Source organism: Halomonas sp. GT (genome assembly GCF_002082565.1).
Lineage (GTDB): Bacteria > Pseudomonadota > Gammaproteobacteria > Pseudomonadales > Halomonadaceae > Vreelandella.
Genome location: NZ_CP020562.1, coordinates 1,680,505 through 1,697,702 on the forward strand (window position 1 = coordinate 1,680,505; position 17,198 = coordinate 1,697,702).

The following is a 17,198-nucleotide window of genomic DNA, read 5'->3' on the forward strand; positions in this document are numbered from 1 at the left end:
CCATGAAAAAGTTTGAACGTTTAGAAGGAATAGTAGCGCCGCTTGATCGTGCTAACGTCGATACCGATCTGATTATTCCGAAGCAGTTTTTGAAGTCGATCAAGCGCACCGGCTTTGGCGTTAACCTGTTTGATGAACTGCGCTACCTGGATGAAGGCCAGCCAGGGCAAGACTGTTCTCAGCGTCCGCTGAACCCAGATTTTGTCTTGAACCAACCGCGGTACCAAGGTGCTGAAGTATTGCTGGCGCGCCGCAACTTTGGCTGTGGTAGTTCACGCGAGCACGCCCCGTGGGCGTTGGAAGATTTTGGTTTCAAGGCGGTGATTGCGCCAAGCTTTGCCGATATTTTCTACAACAATGCTTTCAAAAACGGCATCCTGCTGATTACCTTGGAAGAAGATGTTGTTGACCGCCTGTTTACGGAAGTGGCAGGCAGTGAAGGCTATCAATTAGACGTAGATCTAGAAAATCAGCGGGTCATTACGCCCAGTGGCGAAATTCTCGAATTTGAGGTGGATGCGTTCCGTAAGCACTGCCTGCTGAACGGCTTGGACGATATTGGTATTACACTGCAGGACGAAGACGCAATTCGCGCGTTTGAAGAAAAACACCGCCAGCAGCGTCCTTGGTTGTTCCGTCAGCCTGCGTAAGTGTTCATTCACCTTTAACGTTTGAAATGCTAAGGAAATTGCATGACTCATAAGGTATTACTACTGCCGGGTGACGGTATTGGCCCTGAAATTGCGGCCCAGGCGGCTCGCTTGCTGAAGGCCTGCCAGGAAGCTGGTTTGGATATCGACGTCGAAGAAGGCCTTGTCGGTGGCTCTGCTTACGATGTGCACGGTGATCCCCTGCCTGTTGAAACACTTGAAAAAGCCAAGGCAGCCAGTGCTATTTTGCTTGGCGCTGTCGGTGGTCCTAAGTGGGACAAGCTAGAAGACCTTTCCAAGCGTCCTGAAAAAGGCTTATTAGGTCTGCGTAAAAACTTAGGTTTGTTCGGCAACCTGCGTCCGGCCATGCTTTACCCTCAGTTGGCTAGCGCCTCTAGCTTGAAGCCGGAGTTAGTGGCTGGGCTGGATATTATGATTGTCCGCGAGCTTACCGGCGGCATTTATTTCGGCCAGCCACGCGGCATTGAAGAGCGTAATGGTGAGCGGGTAGGTTTTAACACCTACATTTACTCTGAAAGCGAAATTGAGCGTATTGGTCGCGTCGCCTTTGAAATGGCTCAGAAACGCGGCAAAAAACTCTGCTCGGTAGATAAAGCCAACGTGCTTGAAGTCACTATCTTGTGGCGTGAAGTGATGGAGCGTTTGGCACCGGAGTACCCGGATGTTGAGCTTTCCCATATGTACGTGGATAACGCCGCCATGCAGCTGGTGCGCGCGCCGAAACAGTTTGATGTGGTAGTGACGGGCAACATGTTTGGCGATATTCTTTCTGATGCCGCTGCCATGCTTACCGGCTCTATTGGTATGTTGCCGTCTGCGTCGCTAAACGAGAGTGGGCAGGGCATGTACGAGCCTTGCCACGGTAGCGCGCCGGATATCGCTGGGCAGAATATTGCTAACCCGTTGGCGATGATGCTGTCTGTTGCGATGATGTTACGCTATTCATTGAATGAAACCGCCATGGCTGCGCGCATTGAAGCCGCTGTTGGCAGTGTGTTGGATGATGGCTTGCGTACTGCTGACATTGCCTCTGAAGGGACGCGCCGTGTCTCTACCGATGAAATGGGTGATGCAGTATTGGCGGCCTTCGCAAAAAATTAAATTATGTATAAAGCGTGCTAACTAATTGACGCTGAAAGGTATTAACAGTCGGCCACTCTAAGGGTGGCCGACGTTGTGTCTAATATTTGTGTATAATATCGCTCTCATTCTTAGTTGGAGGACTTCACATGTTGAAAGTCGGTTTCGTGGGATGGCGTGGCATGGTTGGCTCAGTGCTGATGCAGCGCATGCAGGAAGATGGTGATTTTAACGGTATTGAACCGGTATTTTTCACCACCTCCCAAGTTGGTCAGCCTGGCCCCGATATCGGCGTGGACGTGCCTCCACTGAAAGATGCGTTTGATATTGATGCGTTAAAAGCACTGGACGTGGTGGTTACCTGTCAAGGTGGCGACTATACCAAACCGGTTTATAAAGATTTACGCGAGGCGGGCTGGAAAGGCTACTGGATTGACGCTGCCAGCACTCTGCGCATGGAAGACGAAGCAACCATTATTCTGGATCCGGTCAACCGTAAGGTGATCGATGATCAGCTAGCGAAAGGTGCCAAAACCTTTGTCGGTGGCAACTGTACCGTTAGCCTGATGCTGATGGGGCTGGGTGGCTTGTTTGAAGCAGACATGGTTGAGTGGATGACCTCCATGACTTACCAGGCTGCTTCCGGTTCAGGTGCCAAACACATGCGCGAGCTGTTGAACCAGATGGGTCAACTGCGCGACAGCGTAGGCGAAGAACTTAAAGATACCTCTAGCGCGATTCTAGATATCGACCGTAAAGTGACTGCTGCGATGCGCAGTGGCGACTTCCCCACGGATAATTTCGGTGCACCGTTAGCGGGCAGCCTGTTGCCATGGATCGATACCAAGCTTGATAACGGCCAAAGCCGCGAAGAGTGGAAGGGCAGCGTTGAGACCAATAAGATCTTAGGTTTACAAAATAACCCGATCCCCATCGATGGCCTTTGCGTGCGCATCGGTGCAATGCGTTCTCACAGCCAAGCGTTCACTATTAAGCTGAAGCAGGATGTACCGCTTGACGAGATCGAAGATCGCATCTCTAAGCATAATGAGTGGGTTCAACTGATCCCGAACGACAAAGACGCCACTGTTGCTGGCCTCACACCCGCTGCTGCGACTGGCACGCTGCAAGTACCGGTCGGTCGTCTGCGCAAACTGAATATGGGCGGCGAATACCTGTCTGCATTCAGTGTTGGAGACCAGTTGCTATGGGGTGCTGCCGAGCCGCTTAAGCGTATGCTGAAAATCTTACGCGAGCAGTAAGCACGCCATGCAATAAGTAAGGGTGTTGAAATAAACGGGAAGCTGTTCGCAGCTTCCCGTTTTTGTTTGTGCGCATTGCCACCCAATTTGTCGTTGATACCCTGTAAAACTCGCTTCCGCTGTGACGAGCCGATGGTTATAGGCCAATTTTTAATAGGTCGTGCTGAGATGGACCGGTACTGAGACAGTCCGGTGCTGGGTGAGTCTAATGCTGAAATAGGTGGTAATGGTTAGATTGTGGTAAAAACGTATCACTCTATAACGTTAATGCCTGATTCGTTCGTATGAGAAAGCCACGAACAACAAAAAACAGTAGGGGCGTGAATGAAAAAAAAGTTGGCAAGGTTGTTGTGGCTATCGCTCAGTGCCGTTAGCCCGCTAGCGCTGGCTCTCGGGTTGGGCCAAGCAACGGTAAATTCGCCGTTAGATGCGCCGCTTGAAGCAACAGTGCCACTTCACGACAGCGGGCATTTCGCGTTAAGTGACCTACGTGTTGACGTGGCAAGCGAATCAGCGTTTAAGGCGCTTGGCTTGGAGTGGTCACCGCTCACGGCAAATATCAGTGTTCAACTACAAGAGCAGCCTAACGGGCATCGTCTGCTACTGCGCTCTTCTCAGGCAATTCATGAGCCGTGGTTAGATCTACTGTTAACCATTTCCTCGCCGGAAGGGCGTCAGACGCGCGCTTTAACGCTATTGTTTGACCCGCCTGAGTACGCGATGGATAGTTCCGGTGATGATGTTAGCGCTCGCGAAGCAACCAACCGCGCCACTGCCGCTACTGCACAAGCCGCACGAGATATTGCCTACGTCGCAAGTGGCGATACTTTGTGGGGCGTTGCCGCAAGGGTGAAGCCCGCCGACGTAACCATTCAGCAAATGATGATGGCGCTTTTAGAGGCCAATCCCAGCGCGTTCCCCTCGGGGAATGCGGATGAGCTCCGCGCGGGGCAGTCGCTTACTGTCCCCAGTCGTCAGCAGATAACCTCACTAACGCCCCGTAATGCCGCTCAAGCGATTCAGGCGATGCGGCAGCCTGCAAGTCGTCGGGTAGCAGAGCCCCAAGAAGCACCTGAAAGGCAAGGGGATTCAAGCACCGATCAGGCTAACGAGCCCGCCATGGTGAGTGACAATCAGGGCGCTAATCAATCGCAGGAAATGGCTGATACCGAGACCGCTGACGAAGAACAAGTCCTAGCCGCAGAGCTACTAGAAAGCCAAGCTAGGCTGCAAGCCGTACTGGATGAGCGCGATCAAATGCGCGATGAGCTAGTCATGCTACGCCAAGAGATGGCGTCGCTCACGCAAGCATTGAGTGCTTCTCAGCGTGAGCTTGAACAAGTGAATGAAATGTCTGATGTGATGGCAAGCAGTGATGCACCTAATGAAGCGCCTAACATGAGCCATTCACAGAGTGCGTCAGAAACGATTATTGAGCGCGTGACTGCATATCAATGGCCGCTTGCTAGTATTGTGCTAGCGCTTTTGTTAGCAGCGCTAGTATGGTCTCGCAAACGTCGTGAGCGGCAGTGGGAGGATGTCCCCTTAGTCTCTCCGTCTGGGCCAGCAGGAGCGCATCCACCTGATGTCGTTGCTGACAGTGCAGCGCCTAGAGCACCCCTTGAAACTTCACAGCAAAACGTTTCTGGACGCACGGATCCACAGCACGTTGAGCCACTACACGATGAAACAGAGCACGTTGAAAAAGAGCACGTTGAAAAAGGGCACGTTGAGCCAGATCAGCTTGAGTCAGAGCTGCTTGCGCAAGAAGAACCGATATCTGAATTGTTTGTGCCGCTGAAAGAGAAGCAAGACGAAGCGAGCCAAACGGATGAAGATGAACTGGCGCTTGATAATGCTTTCTTAGATACACCTGAGCCAGTCGAAGAGCCTTCAAAGAGCGACGAGGGACGGCAAGCCGGTACGATTGATTATGAGCCGCCCTCTATCGAGCCTCAAGAGCCACCAGCAGAGACCCCCTTGCAGCCCACGGTAGACTTTACGTGGGACTATGTTTCTTCTGAACAAGAGAGTGAGGTGGCTAAAACAGCTGCAGAGCAGCAGCGAAAGGCGGCTGAGGATGAATGGGAAATCGAAGAGGTGGCATTCGAGCCGCGACGTCGGGATAATAGTGCACCTTAACTGTTTTCTATGTGACGTGGCTTCATGACGCTGTTTTACCATTTTGACGAAACAAAGCCCCTGGTAGGGCGCCTAGCGATGGGTATTGAATATGATGGTACGCGCTTTTGCGGCTTTCAGCGTTTGAAGCACGCAGCTTCTGTTCAGCAAGCGGTGGAAGATGCGCTGGAGAAGGTGGCCAGTGCGCCAGTGCGCATTCATGCCAGTGGTCGTACCGATTCTGGCGTGCATGCCACGCGGCAGGTCATCCATTTTGACCCGCCTGTTCAGCGTTCTGAAAAAGCCTGGATTTTTGGCAGCAACACTAATCTTCCCAGAGACGTCGCTGTGCGCTGGGTAAAGCCAGTGTCCGACGACTTTCATTCTCGCCTGGGCGCACTTGGGCGTCGCTATCGATATATATTATTGAATCAAATTAGCCGTCCGGTGCTCGAACGCCATAACGTAACTTGGTGCCGAGATCCGCTAGATGCTGATGCTATGCATCGGGCGGCACAAGCTTTGGTAGGTGAGCATGACTTTAGCAGCTTTCGAGCAGCGGGCTGTCAATCCAAAACGCCTTGGCGGCAAATGCACTTTGTAGAAGTGAAACGCTATGGGCCGATAGTGGTCATTGATATCCAGGGCAATGCCTTTTTGCATCATATGATTCGTAATATAGCAGGGGCACTGGTCAGCGTAGGGCGCGGTGCCCAGGATGAAGGGCATATTGAGCGCCTGCTGGCACTGAAAAATCGCCGAAAAGGCGATGTCACTGCACCAGCGTGTGGCCTTCATTTCGTAGACTCACTTTATGATGAGCGATTTGATCTGCCAAAAGAGCCGCTAGGCCCTAACCTGCTCGCATTTACCGGTGAGTGGACCGGGGAGCGTCAGTTGCCTGATAATCCGCGCATTGCTGCAAGGCGCAAGTTGACGTTTAAGAGTCAGACGCCGTTAAACCAAGAGTCAGCGCCTTCAGAGCGGCAGGAGACCCCATAATGAACGTGCGTTCTGGTCGTACACGAATTAAATTCTGTGGCTTAACTCGCCATGAAGATGTCGCGATAGCAGCATCGCTTGGTGTGGATGCACTTGGTTTCGTAATGTGGCCTAAGAGCGCTCGCAGCATAACGCCTGCTGTGCTGGAAGAGTTGGCAGCGGAAGTGCCTGCCTTTGTGACGCGGGTGGGATTGTTTGTTAATCAGCCCGCTGACTTCATTGAGCGGTGTTTACCTTACTTGGATTTAATCCAGTTTCACGGTGATGAGCCTGCCTCGTTCTGCCAGCAGTTCGGACGGCCTTGGATTAAAGCACTGCGCATGCGTGATGATATCGACCTGCATCAAGCGGCGTCTGACTACTCGCTCGCGCAAGCGCTGCTATTAGATGCCTATCAGCCTGGTATCCCTGGGGGAACGGGAGAGACGTTTGATTGGTCTAGAATCCCCGCAACCTTAGAAAAACCTGTTATCCTGGCTGGTGGGTTAACGGCTGATAACGTGGGTTCTGCGGTTAATCAAGTAATGCCTTATGCTATTGATGTTTCTGGTGGTATAGAAAAATCTCATGGCATAAAAGATGCCGAGTTAATGGCATCTTTTGTTCAAAATGTGGCGTTAGCCAGCGCCCATTAAGCTCATTGCGTAGCGTGCCCAACGGGTGACTACGCCTCATTGTTAGTTCATTTATTGTTTGCCTGTTCTGGCGATCTTGTGAGGTATGCCTGTGACTGTCTCAGCGACTGAAACCAAGTTCAGCGACCTGACCCGAATGCCGGATGCCCGTGGTCATTTTGGGCCCTACGGCGGCCGGTTTGTGTCGGAAACCCTGAGCTTTGCCCTGGAAGAGTTAGAGCAGACCTACCTGAGTCTGCGTGATGATCCCGATTTCCAGGCTGAGTTTGACCGTGATCTTGCCCATTATGTGGGGCGTCCTTCGCCGCTTTACCATGCAGAGCGTTGGTCACAATCACTAGGTGGCGCGCAAATCTGGTTGAAGCGTGAAGACTTGAACCACACGGGTGCTCACAAGGTTAATAACACCATTGGACAAGCCCTGTTAGCCAAAAAAACGGGTAAGCCCAGGGTTATTGCTGAGACCGGAGCAGGCCAGCACGGTGTTGCCACGGCGACTGTGGCAGCTCGCCTAGGTTTGGAATGTGACGTTTATATGGGAGCTGCAGACGTTCAGCGCCAAAAGTTGAACGTTTATCGTATGCGCCTGTTGGGTGCCCGTGTAATTCCGGTCGAGTCAGGCACTCGTACGCTTAAAGACGCAATGAATGAAGCATTGCGGGACTGGGTGACCAACGTTGATAACACGTTCTATATTATTGGTACCGTGGCTGGACCGCATCCTTATCCGCAGCTAGTGCGTGATTTCAACTCGGTAGTAGGGCGTGAAGCGCGCCAACAGTCATTAGCGCAAATTGGACGTCTGCCAGATGCGCTGATTGCCTGTGTGGGCGGTGGCTCCAACGCGTTAGGCTTATTCTATCCTTTCGTCGAAGATGATGCGGTGGCGATGTATGGTGTTGAAGCCGGTGGCGATGGTATCGAGACAGGCCGACATGCCGCGCCGCTTTCGACGAATGCGCCACGTGGTGTTTTGCACGGTAACCGAACTTACTTGATGTCTGACGAAGCCGGACAAGTGTCAGACACACACTCGATTTCTGCTGGCCTCGATTACCCGGGTGTTGGGCCTGAACACGCGTTATGGAAAGATGTTGGCCGAGTGAACTACGTCGCCGCAAACGATAAAGAAGTGCTGGAAGCGTTTCGTGAGTTAACACACATGGAAGGTATTATGCCGGCATTGGAGTCTGCTCATGCGCTTGCTCATGCGAAGGTGCTGGCACCGACCATGCGCCCTGACCAGCATATCGTGGTCAACCTTTCTGGTCGTGGTGATAAAGATATCATGACCGTTGCGAACATCGATGGCATTGAGTTTTAAGGGCTAGCATGAACCGTATTGACCAGCGTTTTTCCGAATTAAAAGAGCAGGGTCGTAAGGCCCTGATTCCTTATATTACCGCCGGTGACCCCGCACCACAGTATACCGTGGGCTTTATGCATGCCCTGGTAGAAGCGGGCGCTGATATTATTGAACTCGGCGTGCCGTTTTCAGACCCAATGGCCGACGGCCCGGTGATTCAAAAAGCCTGTGAGCGCGCACTTAAGCAGGGCACTCGCTTGGTTGACCTGCTGGATATGGTCGCTGAGTTCCGCCAAGTGGATGCTACAACGCCTATCGTGTTGATGGGGTATCTCAATCCGATAGAGCGGATTGGCTATGAAACGTTTGCTGATAAAGCGGCAAGCGTTGGCGTTGATGGCGTGCTGGTAGTAGATATGCCGCCTGAAGAAGCTGATGAGTTCGGCCCGCTATTAAAAGCCCGCGATTTAGCAGCGATTTTCTTAGTTGCGCCTACCACTTCCAATGCTCGTGCCGCTACAATATGCGCCCACGGTGAGGGCTATCTCTATTATGTTTCGCTTAAGGGCGTTACCGGTGCTGCTACACTCAATGCTGACGATGTGGCTGAGCATCTCGCCCCCTTGCGTGAAATGACCGATTTGCCACTATGTGTTGGCTTCGGTATCCGCGATGGTGTGACGGCCGCTGAAGTGGCGAAAGTCGCTGATGGTGTGATTGTTGGCAGTGCGCTAGTGAACCGCATTGCAGAGAGCGTTGACGCACCTGAAACCATTGCTGGTCAGCTTAAAAGCGTGTTGGGCGAAATGCGCACCGCGATGGATGCCTAAGCGCATTCCCTCATCGTCTACACTGAATTGATTGACGACACTCATCAAGCTTGGCGTTGCTAAGCATGACGTACACGGAAACTTTTTGATATGAGCTGGTTAGACAAGATTGTGCCCTCCATGGGGCGTATCCAGCGTAAAGACCGTCGCGCCAGCGTGCCCGATGGCCTCTGGCGTAAATGTCCCAAGTGCGAAGCGGTTCTCTATCTCCCTGAGCTTGAGAAGCACCATAGCGTCTGCCCCAAGTGCGACCATCATTTACGGTTGACTGCGCGTAAACGTTTGGACTGGTTTTTGGATAAAGAGGGTCGACAAGAGATTGCGGCTGAGATTGAGCCTAATGATCGCTTGAAATTTCGCGACTCTAAAAAATACAAAGACCGTTTAACGGCTGCCCAAAAAGAAACCGGCGAGAAAGATGCGCTGATCGCTATGCGTGGTGAGCTAGACGGACTTCCGGTTGTTGCGGTGGCCTTTGAGTTTACCTTCATGGGCGGTTCAATGGGGGCGGTTGTTGGCGAGAAATTCGTCCGCGCCGCGACCATAGCTCTCGAAGAACGGCTTCCACTGATTTGCTTTGCTGCTTCTGGCGGTGCAAGGATGCAGGAAGCGCTGTTTTCATTGATGCAAATGGCTAAAACGTCAGCAGCACTTGAAAAGCTTAAACAGTCGGGCGTGCCTTATATCTCCGTTCTGACTGACCCGGTGTTCGGTGGTGTATCAGCATCGCTTGCGATGTTGGGTGATCTAAATATTGCAGAGCCAAACGCTCTGATTGGTTTTGCTGGCCCGCGGGTTATTGAGCAAACCGTACGCGAAACGCTGCCGGAAGGTTTTCAGCGCAGTGAATTTCTGCTTGAGCACGGCACGGTAGATATGATCGTGCATCGTCATGAAATGCGTGCTCGTGTTGGTGGTGTGCTGCGTAAGCTGACCCATAATATCGCGCTGCCTACTGAAGGTGGTGTCAGTGATGATGCATCGGTTAATGAACCGGTGGTTGATGAAGAGCCTGTAGCCGATGCTGCAAATGCAGTAGACATTGATACGCCCGAAACGCATAGCGAAGCCAGTACTGTTAAGAGCGACGATTCGACCCGCAATGTCTAAGTCTATAGCCCCTGAATCTTTAGCTTCTGACTCTTCAACCCCTGGGTCTTTAACCGAATGGTTGCATTACCTTGAAACCCTGCACCCAGTAGGGATTGATATGGGGCTTGACCGCGTAGCAGAAGTTGCCCAGCGCATGGGGTTGTTAACCCACCCGATTGCAACACGGGTGATTACGGTGGCGGGTACTAATGGCAAGGGGTCAACCCTTGCCATGATGGATGCTATCGCACGTGCCCACGGTTTACGGGTGGGTACTTATACTTCGCCCCATCTAGTGCGCTATAACGAACGCGTGACGATCAATGGTGCCCATGTTGATGATCTGCAGCTAATTGCTGGTTTTTCTCAGGTAGAGGCCGCAAGGCTGCAAGCGCCTGAAATTAGCTTAACCTATTTTGAGGCGGGAACGCTGTGTGCCCTTTGGTGCTTAGCACAGGAAAACCTCGACTTAGCGCTGCTCGAAGTTGGTCTGGGTGGACGATTAGATGCCGTTAATATCATTGATGCAGACGTTGCTATAGTCACCACCATTGCTCAGGATCATGCCAATTTTCTTGGATCTGATATTGCGCAGATTGGGCGTGAAAAAGCAGGCATCTTTCGTGCTTCAAAACCCGCTGTGTTGGGCAGTCGACTGCTTCCCAGCAGTGTGGCAGCGGCTGCCGATGCGATTGCTGCTCCTGTTTACTGTCTCGGTGAGGCTTTTAGCCATTCTGCTAATCATGACTCAGACCCTGCAGTTGATTTAAGTGCTGATACTCAGCCTGAATGGCGCTGGAGTGGAATGACTTGTCAAAGAGAGCCTATTACTCTGACAGGCCTTCCTGATCCCGGTTTGCCAATTGATAATGCGGCAACAGCTCTCCAAGCCCTTATACTTAGTGGATTAGTGGTCAATGCAGATGCATGCCGTCGTGCGCTTCATGAGGTGCAAGTGCCAGGGCGTATGCAGTGGATAGGGCAGTGGTGCCTGGATGTTGGGCATAATCCCCATGCAGCTGATTATGTAGCTAAGCGACTCCCATGGGTGCCTCAAGGTGGTCGGCAGTGGGCGCTGATCGGCATGCTAAATGATAAAGACGCTGATGGTGTTATTAGCGCTTTGTTGCCGCGCATTACCGACTGGGTATGTGTGACGTTAGAGGGTGAACGTGGTCGCTCAGCCGAAGACCTAGCGGCACGTATTACGTTTCTCGGTGGGCGTGTTTATCATTGCGCGAGTTCTCCAGAGGCCGGGGTGCAGATCATGGCTGAACAGTTGGCATCCTCTGACCGGGTGTTAGTTACCGGCTCGTTTTTTACAGTTGCGGCCCTGTTGGAAATGACACTGCCGCAAGCTAAATCAGCCTAACCGTTGTGCTCGCTAAGCTTGATGGAGAGGGATATGAAATACGGTAAAACGGAACGCATCAGTGGTATTGTCATTTTGCTCGCGCTGCTGGCGATTTTCGTGCCGTGGTTGATGAGTGATCCTGCTCCAAGAGAAGAACGCCCTCAGCCTACGTTTGTTATTGAGCAGCCTGTTGAGGCAACACAGCAAGATGTTCCGGTCCCGGAAATGCCTTCATCCATCAATACGTCTTCGTCATCAAACGAGGATAGCTCTGTAGATAGTGCGGTGAATAGTGTGCCAATTGATGCCAATCCAAGGCAGCCACAAACTGACCAAGCCAGTAGCTCTAATGCTCAGAGTGCTGAAGAAAATGACCCGATTGCTGAGTTAATGGCTACGAATAACCGCAATAACGCGTCTTCAAGTTCTTCTACTAGCTCGCCTAGTGAGTCATCGAATGCTGCTGGCCCAACGTCTTCTTCCCAAGGCGAGTGGGCAGTTCAAGTAGGAAGCTTTGGTGATGCGGGTAACGCGCGGCGTTTAAGCGAACAGCTTGCCCAGGCGGGGTTTAGCACTTACTTGCGAGAGCGTGATAACAACCTCACCTCTGTTTATGTTGGGCCTTATTCAACGTCTGAAGACGGTGAGTCTGCGATGTCGATTATTAAGCAGCGTGCCAATGTGCAGGGTTTGTTAGTGCGGGTAAGAGACTAACGTATGGCACTTACTTGGATAGACGCGCTTTTTTTAGCGGTGCTGGCACTTTCCATGCTAGCAGGCTTTATGCGCGGATTTGTCAGAGAAGCTCTCGGTCTAGCTGCGTGGGTCGTTGCACTAATGGTCGCGCGAGTGCTGGCAGAACCTGTAGCGGATCTGATGAGTGGGTTCATCGATAGTTTCGATGCTCGCTTGGTATTGGCATTTATTTTAGTGATTTTTGCGGTCATTTTACTTTGTGGAATTGTGATTCGCCTTGTGCACGCGGCGGTAGAGTGGGTTGGTATGGGGTTGCTCAACCGCTTTGCTGGTGCCGCCTTTGGGCTTGCCCGTGGTGCTGTTATTTTATTGGTAGCCACCGTCCTTATTACGTTAACTCCCTTAGCTGAGCTACAGGCTTGGCAAGAAGCTGAGTTACGACCAACGTTTATTGAGCTACGCGATTGGGCGGTAAGCCAGTTAGACCAGTGGGAGCGGGAGCTGCCCCAGGCACCTGGCTCGCTTCGTGACATATCGTTGCCAGATTTTCGTGCCCAGGAAGAGCTAGTTCCACAGCCTTTTACGCCAACAAGTGAGAATAGTAGCCAATGAGTGCATTACTTATGTTGGCGCTACGCTACGCGATGTTTAGTTAGTAATACAGTTAGCTACTGTCTACCAATGCTCGCTCTTGCGATCGAGAAATAGACAGTGGCTCACATTCGTTTGATGAACGTACGGGTTTGCTACGGTAAACCATGGCACTAAAGCGAGGTAACTTGAATGTGCGGTATAGTGGGCCTTCTGGCCAAGCAGGCGGTAAATCAGGGAATCTACGATGCTCTGACCGTACTTCAGCATCGGGGCCAGGACGCTGCCGGCATGATGACTTGGAGCGAGGGACGCTTTCTACTGCGCAAGAGTAACGGGTTGGTTCGAGATGTGTTTCATACCCGCCACATGGCTCGCCTAAAAGGTAACCTTGGTATTGGCCACGTACGTTATCCAACCGCTGGTTCCTCTAGTGAAGCTGAATCTCAGCCGTTTTATGTCAACTCGCCCTATGGTATTGCGCTGGCTCATAACGGTAACCTGACTAACTCTGAGCAGTTAAAGCAGGAACTTTTCTCGACAGATCTTCGCCACATCAATACCAGCTCTGACTCTGAAGTGCTGCTAAACGTATTTGCTCATGAGCTGGGCAAGCAGGGCTTGCACCTAGAAGCTGAGGATATTTTTGATGCCGTTCGTAGAGTGCACCGGCGCTGCAAAGGCGGCTACGCGGCGGTCGCGATCATTAACGGTTTTGGCATGGTGGCATTTCGGGATCCTCATGGTATTCGTCCAGTAGTTTTCGGTACTCGCCAAAGTGACGAGGGCCAGGATGTCATGATTGCTTCGGAATCCGTTGCCCTCGATGTAGGCGGCTTTGAGCTGGAGCGTGATCTTTCGCCTGGTGAGGCGATTTTCGTTGACATGCAGGGACAGATTCACACTCAGGTATGTGCTGATCGTCCTGTGTTGCGCTCCTGTATTTTTGAACATGTATATCTGGCGCGCCCCGATTCTATTCTTGATGGTGCCTATGTATACGGCACCCGTATGCAGATGGGGCGCAAACTTGGCGACCGCATTCTCAACGAGTGGCCTGATCACGATATCGACGTCGTCATTCCGATTCCTGATACGTCACGCACCTCTGCCCTTGAGATGGCACAGCACTTGGGTGTGACCTATCGTGAAGGGTTCATGAAGAACCGCTATATCGGCCGTACGTTCATCATGCCGGGCCAGACTCAGCGTAAAAAATCGGTACGTCAGAAGTTGAACGCCATTGACGTCGAATTCAAAGGCAAGAATGTACTGTTGGTAGATGACTCCATTGTGCGCGGAACCACCTGCAAACAGATTATTCAAATGGCACGCGATGCAGGAGCGCGTAAAGTGTACTTTGCTTCTGCAGCGCCGCCCGTTCGTTACCCCAACGTTTATGGCATTGATATGCCTGCGGCAAAAGAGCTGATCGCCCATGGCCGCACGGAAGAAGAAGTTGGCCAGTTGATTGGTGCAGATCGAATTTTCTATCAGGATTTAGAAGATTTGAAAGCTGCTTGTCGAGACGTTAACCCCGAAATGGAGGAGTTTGATTGCTCTGTTTTCGATGGCAACTACGTCACTGGGGATATTGACGATGCCTATTTGGCAGTGCTTGAAGCGAGCCGTAACGACGCCGCCAAAGATCAAAGTGCGGGCGACCATGCGCTAGTGGATATGCATAATCAAGATGATGATGATCTTGATGACTAAGGCCACGTATTGACAGCTCGTCTTACGATTTTATTGACGTTTTTAAACAAGGTGCTCAGCCATGCATGATGATAGTCACCAGGATGAGTGGTCGCTAGAGACCCTGGCCATTCGTGCGGGCCATCACCGCACGTTTGAGCAAGAGCATGCCGAGCCCATTTTTCCAACTTCAAGCTTTGTTTACGAAAGCGCGGCTGAAGCTGCACGCAAGTTTGGAGGGCAAGAGCCGGGTAACGTCTATTCGCGCTTTACAAACCCTACTGTTCATACCTTCGAGCGCCGTTTGGCGGCGCTTGAAGGTGGCGAGCGATGTGTGGCAACGAGCTCGGGTATGTCGGCCATTTTATCGACGGCATTGGCATTGCTAAGTGCTGGCGATGAAATCGTTGCATCGCGTTCTCTGTTTGGTTCTACCGTGAGCTTGTTTGACAAGTACCTGGGAAAATTTGGCATTTCGACTCGCTATGTAGAGTTGTCTAACGTTTCTGCCTGGGAAGAGGCGATCGGTCCAAATACCAAACTGATGTTTGCTGAAACTCCTTCTAATCCATTGTCGGAAGTCGCGGATATTCCAGCATTAGCCGAACTTGCTAACCGTAGTGGTGCACTTTTGGCGATTGATAACTGCTTCTTAACACCGGCACTTCAGCGGCCACTTGCACTTGGAGCCGACTTAGTCATTCATTCCGCAACGAAGTATCTGGATGGCCAGGGCCGTGCTGTGGGTGGAGCGGTTGTTGGTAAACATGACGTGTTGGAGGAAGTGTTTGGTGTTGTGCGAACCTGCGGGCCTTGCCTTAGTCCCTTTAATGCATGGATTTTCACCAAAGGTCTTGAAACCTTATCGTTACGCATGAAAGCGCATTGTGAAAATGCACTGACCCTAGCGCGCTGGCTAGATGAACACCCGGCCGTTAATAAAGTGTATTACAGTGGTTTGGAAGCCCACCCTCAGCATGCGCTTGCCAAAAAACAGCAGCAAGGGTTTGGTGCCGTGTTGGGTTTTGAAGTGAAAGGAGGGCAGGCGGGAGCCTGGCAAGTGATTGATGCAACGCGCATGTTGTCCATCACTGGCAATCTAGGGGATGTTAAAACGACGATTACCCATCCGGCTACCACCACCCATGGGCGTCTTTCTGATGCGCAGAAAGATGCTGCGGGCATCACGCCAGGGCTGATTCGCGTAGCGGTAGGGTTGGAAAGCCAAGCTGATATTCAGCATGATCTTGCCGCTGGCCTGGATGCTTTGGCGGCTAGCTGAGCGATTCACATATCGTTTTGATAATCCGGCCATCCATGGCCGGTTTTTTATTGCTTGTTTGGCTAACGTTATTGTTTTTAATACGGCTTTTTACGAATGGTTTTTAACAAACGTTTTTTACGAATGGTGTGTTCTGCTTTTTTCAGCAGTGTTTTGATTAGCAAGACGGTATGCTTTATATAAGTATGTGCTTACAGCGGGCATGAGCTATCGCTGTTGTAAATGAGGAAATCAAGGATGTGGCGGAACACGCAGAGTGGTTGGGGAGTCATTAGTATTGCTCTTCACTGGCTAAGTGCACTAACAATTGTAGGGTTGTTTGCTTTAGGTTGGTGGATGACAGATCTTGGCTACTACGATACATGGTATAACCAAGCACCGTGGGTGCATCGCTCGATTGGTATTCTGTTGTTAATAGCAACCTTTGCTCGCTTGATATGGCGCGTAATTCAGCCAACGCCTCATGCAGAGGGTGGGCGCTTTGAACGTCTAGCTGCCCATGCTGGCCACATAATGTTGTATGTCTTGTTATTGTTAGTGCTTGTTAGTGGCTATTTAATTTCTACCGCCAACGGGCGCGGAATTAATGTATTTGATTGGTTTGAAGTGCCAGCGCTGCTTCACGGGCTTCCTAATCAAGCCAGTCTAGCAGGCGATGTTCACTGGTACAGCGCCCTGGCTCTTATGGTACTGGCTGCAGGGCACGCGCTAGCCGCTATGAAGCATCATTGGTGGGATCGTCATTCAACACTTGTTCGAATGGTTAATCCTGCTCATGGCCGTAAGCGATAATGGAATTTTTTTGTCCACTGCGCTGATAGTTTGCTCGTAGTGTTTATTAGGAAAATAAAGGAGATTTCCACGATGTTAAAGAAAACCGCTTTTGCTACTGCAATTGCCGCCGCTTCGCTAGCGACGTTCAGCCAAGCGCAAGCAGCAGAATATCAAATTGATACTGAAGGCCAGCACGCCTTTGTTCAATTCAAAATAAACCATCTCGGCTTTTCCTATATTCTGGGTACTTTCGAAGAGTTTGACGGTCAATTCTCTTATGACCCAGAAGATTTAGAAGCCTCTTCTGTAGAAATGGAAGTGCAGGTGAGTAGCCTAAACACTAATCATGCAGAGCGTGATCGTCATTTCTTGAGTAGCGATTTTCTTGACGCTGATGAATACCCCACGGCAACTTTCACTTCAACAGGTTTTGAATCAACCGGTGAAAATGAAGGTGTCGTAACCGGTGAGCTAACGCTTCATGGAGAGACACAGGAAATTGAAATGCCTGTTACCTTGATGGGCGAAGGTGATGACCCCTGGGGCAATTACCGTGCAGGTTTTGAAGGCAGCACCATGTTGACGCTGGGTGATTTCGGCATTGATATGAGCGATTTCCCAGAAACGATGCACGAACTGGAACTTTACGTGACCTTTGAAGGCATTCGTCAGTAAGCGAAAGTAAGCAGAAAGCGCCATCACCCTTGTCTGGGTGATGGCGCTTTTGCGTTCGGCGCCACATCTAACTTACATCTCGCACGGTGTAAGCCGTCTGAACTACGAAGCGTTTATCGTTACCCACTCTGT

General features: G+C 51.3%; 16 protein-coding genes. All 16 read left to right on the top strand.

Features of this window, described 5'->3' with window-relative positions; all coding sequences use genetic code 11:
* The first annotated feature begins 2 nt into the window (after positions 1-2).
* The 16 genes from leuD to B6A39_RS07910 all read left to right on the top strand — a co-directional run bounded on the left by leuD (position 3) and on the right by B6A39_RS07910 (position 17,066).
* Positions 3-650 (top strand): 3-isopropylmalate dehydratase small subunit, encoded by a 648-nt coding sequence (gene leuD, locus B6A39_RS07835; protein WP_038483703.1) that lies wholly within the window; start codon positions 3-5, stop codon positions 648-650.
* Between the two features lie 42 nt (positions 651-692).
* Positions 693-1,772, top strand: coding sequence for a 3-isopropylmalate dehydrogenase (gene leuB / locus B6A39_RS07840; protein WP_083003523.1), 1,080 nt, complete (start codon positions 693-695; stop codon positions 1,770-1,772).
* 128 nt (positions 1,773-1,900) lie between these two features.
* Positions 1,901-3,013 carry an aspartate-semialdehyde dehydrogenase gene (gene asd / locus B6A39_RS07845; RefSeq protein ID WP_083003525.1) on the top strand — a complete coding sequence of 371 codons (1,113 nt, stop codon included), beginning with the start codon at positions 1,901-1,903 and terminating at the stop codon, positions 3,011-3,013.
* A gap of 324 nt (positions 3,014-3,337) precedes the next feature.
* A complete protein-coding gene (locus B6A39_RS07850) occupies positions 3,338-5,155 on the top strand; it encodes a type IV pilus assembly protein FimV (RefSeq protein ID WP_083003528.1) in 1,818 nt (605 codons plus the stop codon).
* Between the two features lie 24 nt (positions 5,156-5,179).
* Positions 5,180-6,136, top strand: a complete 957-nt coding sequence (gene truA, locus B6A39_RS07855; RefSeq protein WP_083003531.1) for a tRNA pseudouridine(38-40) synthase TruA — start codon at positions 5,180-5,182, stop codon at positions 6,134-6,136.
* Entirely contained in the window at positions 6,136-6,771 is a 636-nt protein-coding gene (locus B6A39_RS07860) for a phosphoribosylanthranilate isomerase (RefSeq protein WP_083003534.1), read from the top strand. Before truA ends, B6A39_RS07860 begins: the two co-directional genes overlap by 1 nt.
* 85 nt (positions 6,772-6,856) lie before the next feature.
* On the top strand, positions 6,857-8,095 hold the full coding sequence (gene trpB, locus B6A39_RS07865; protein WP_038483713.1) for a tryptophan synthase subunit beta: 1,239 nt from the start codon (positions 6,857-6,859) through the stop codon (positions 8,093-8,095).
* An 8-nt stretch (positions 8,096-8,103) separates the two neighbouring features.
* The gene (trpA, locus tag B6A39_RS07870) at positions 8,104-8,907 is read left to right on the top strand and encodes a tryptophan synthase subunit alpha (protein ID WP_083003536.1); all 804 of its coding nucleotides are present in this window, start codon (positions 8,104-8,106) and stop codon (positions 8,905-8,907) included.
* A gap of 90 nt (positions 8,908-8,997) precedes the next feature.
* Positions 8,998-10,017, top strand: coding sequence for an acetyl-CoA carboxylase, carboxyltransferase subunit beta (gene accD / locus B6A39_RS07875; protein ID WP_083003538.1), 1,020 nt, complete (start codon positions 8,998-9,000; stop codon positions 10,015-10,017).
* On the top strand, positions 10,010-11,371 hold the full coding sequence (folC, locus tag B6A39_RS07880; protein ID WP_083003541.1) for a bifunctional tetrahydrofolate synthase/dihydrofolate synthase: 1,362 nt from the start codon (positions 10,010-10,012) through the stop codon (positions 11,369-11,371). Before accD ends, folC begins: the two co-directional genes overlap by 8 nt.
* Before the next feature lie 33 nt (positions 11,372-11,404).
* The gene (locus B6A39_RS07885) at positions 11,405-12,067 is read left to right on the top strand and encodes an SPOR domain-containing protein (RefSeq protein ID WP_083003549.1); all 663 of its coding nucleotides are present in this window, start codon (positions 11,405-11,407) and stop codon (positions 12,065-12,067) included.
* 3 nt (positions 12,068-12,070) lie between these two features.
* Positions 12,071-12,661, top strand: coding sequence for a CvpA family protein (locus tag B6A39_RS07890; protein ID WP_083003552.1), 591 nt, complete (start codon positions 12,071-12,073; stop codon positions 12,659-12,661).
* 171 nt (positions 12,662-12,832) lie between these two features.
* Entirely contained in the window at positions 12,833-14,356 is a 1,524-nt protein-coding gene (gene purF / locus B6A39_RS07895) for an amidophosphoribosyltransferase (protein ID WP_083003555.1), read from the top strand.
* Positions 14,357-14,417: 61 nt separating this feature from the next.
* Entirely contained in the window at positions 14,418-15,617 is a 1,200-nt protein-coding gene (locus B6A39_RS07900) for an O-succinylhomoserine sulfhydrylase (RefSeq protein WP_083003559.1), read from the top strand.
* A gap of 237 nt (positions 15,618-15,854) precedes the next feature.
* Positions 15,855-16,409, top strand: a complete 555-nt coding sequence (locus tag B6A39_RS07905) for a cytochrome b (RefSeq protein ID WP_083003562.1) — start codon at positions 15,855-15,857, stop codon at positions 16,407-16,409.
* A 72-nt stretch (positions 16,410-16,481) separates the two neighbouring features.
* Positions 16,482-17,066, top strand: coding sequence for a YceI family protein (locus B6A39_RS07910; RefSeq protein ID WP_083003565.1), 585 nt, complete (start codon positions 16,482-16,484; stop codon positions 17,064-17,066).
* The last annotated feature ends 132 nt before the right edge of the window (positions 17,067-17,198 follow it).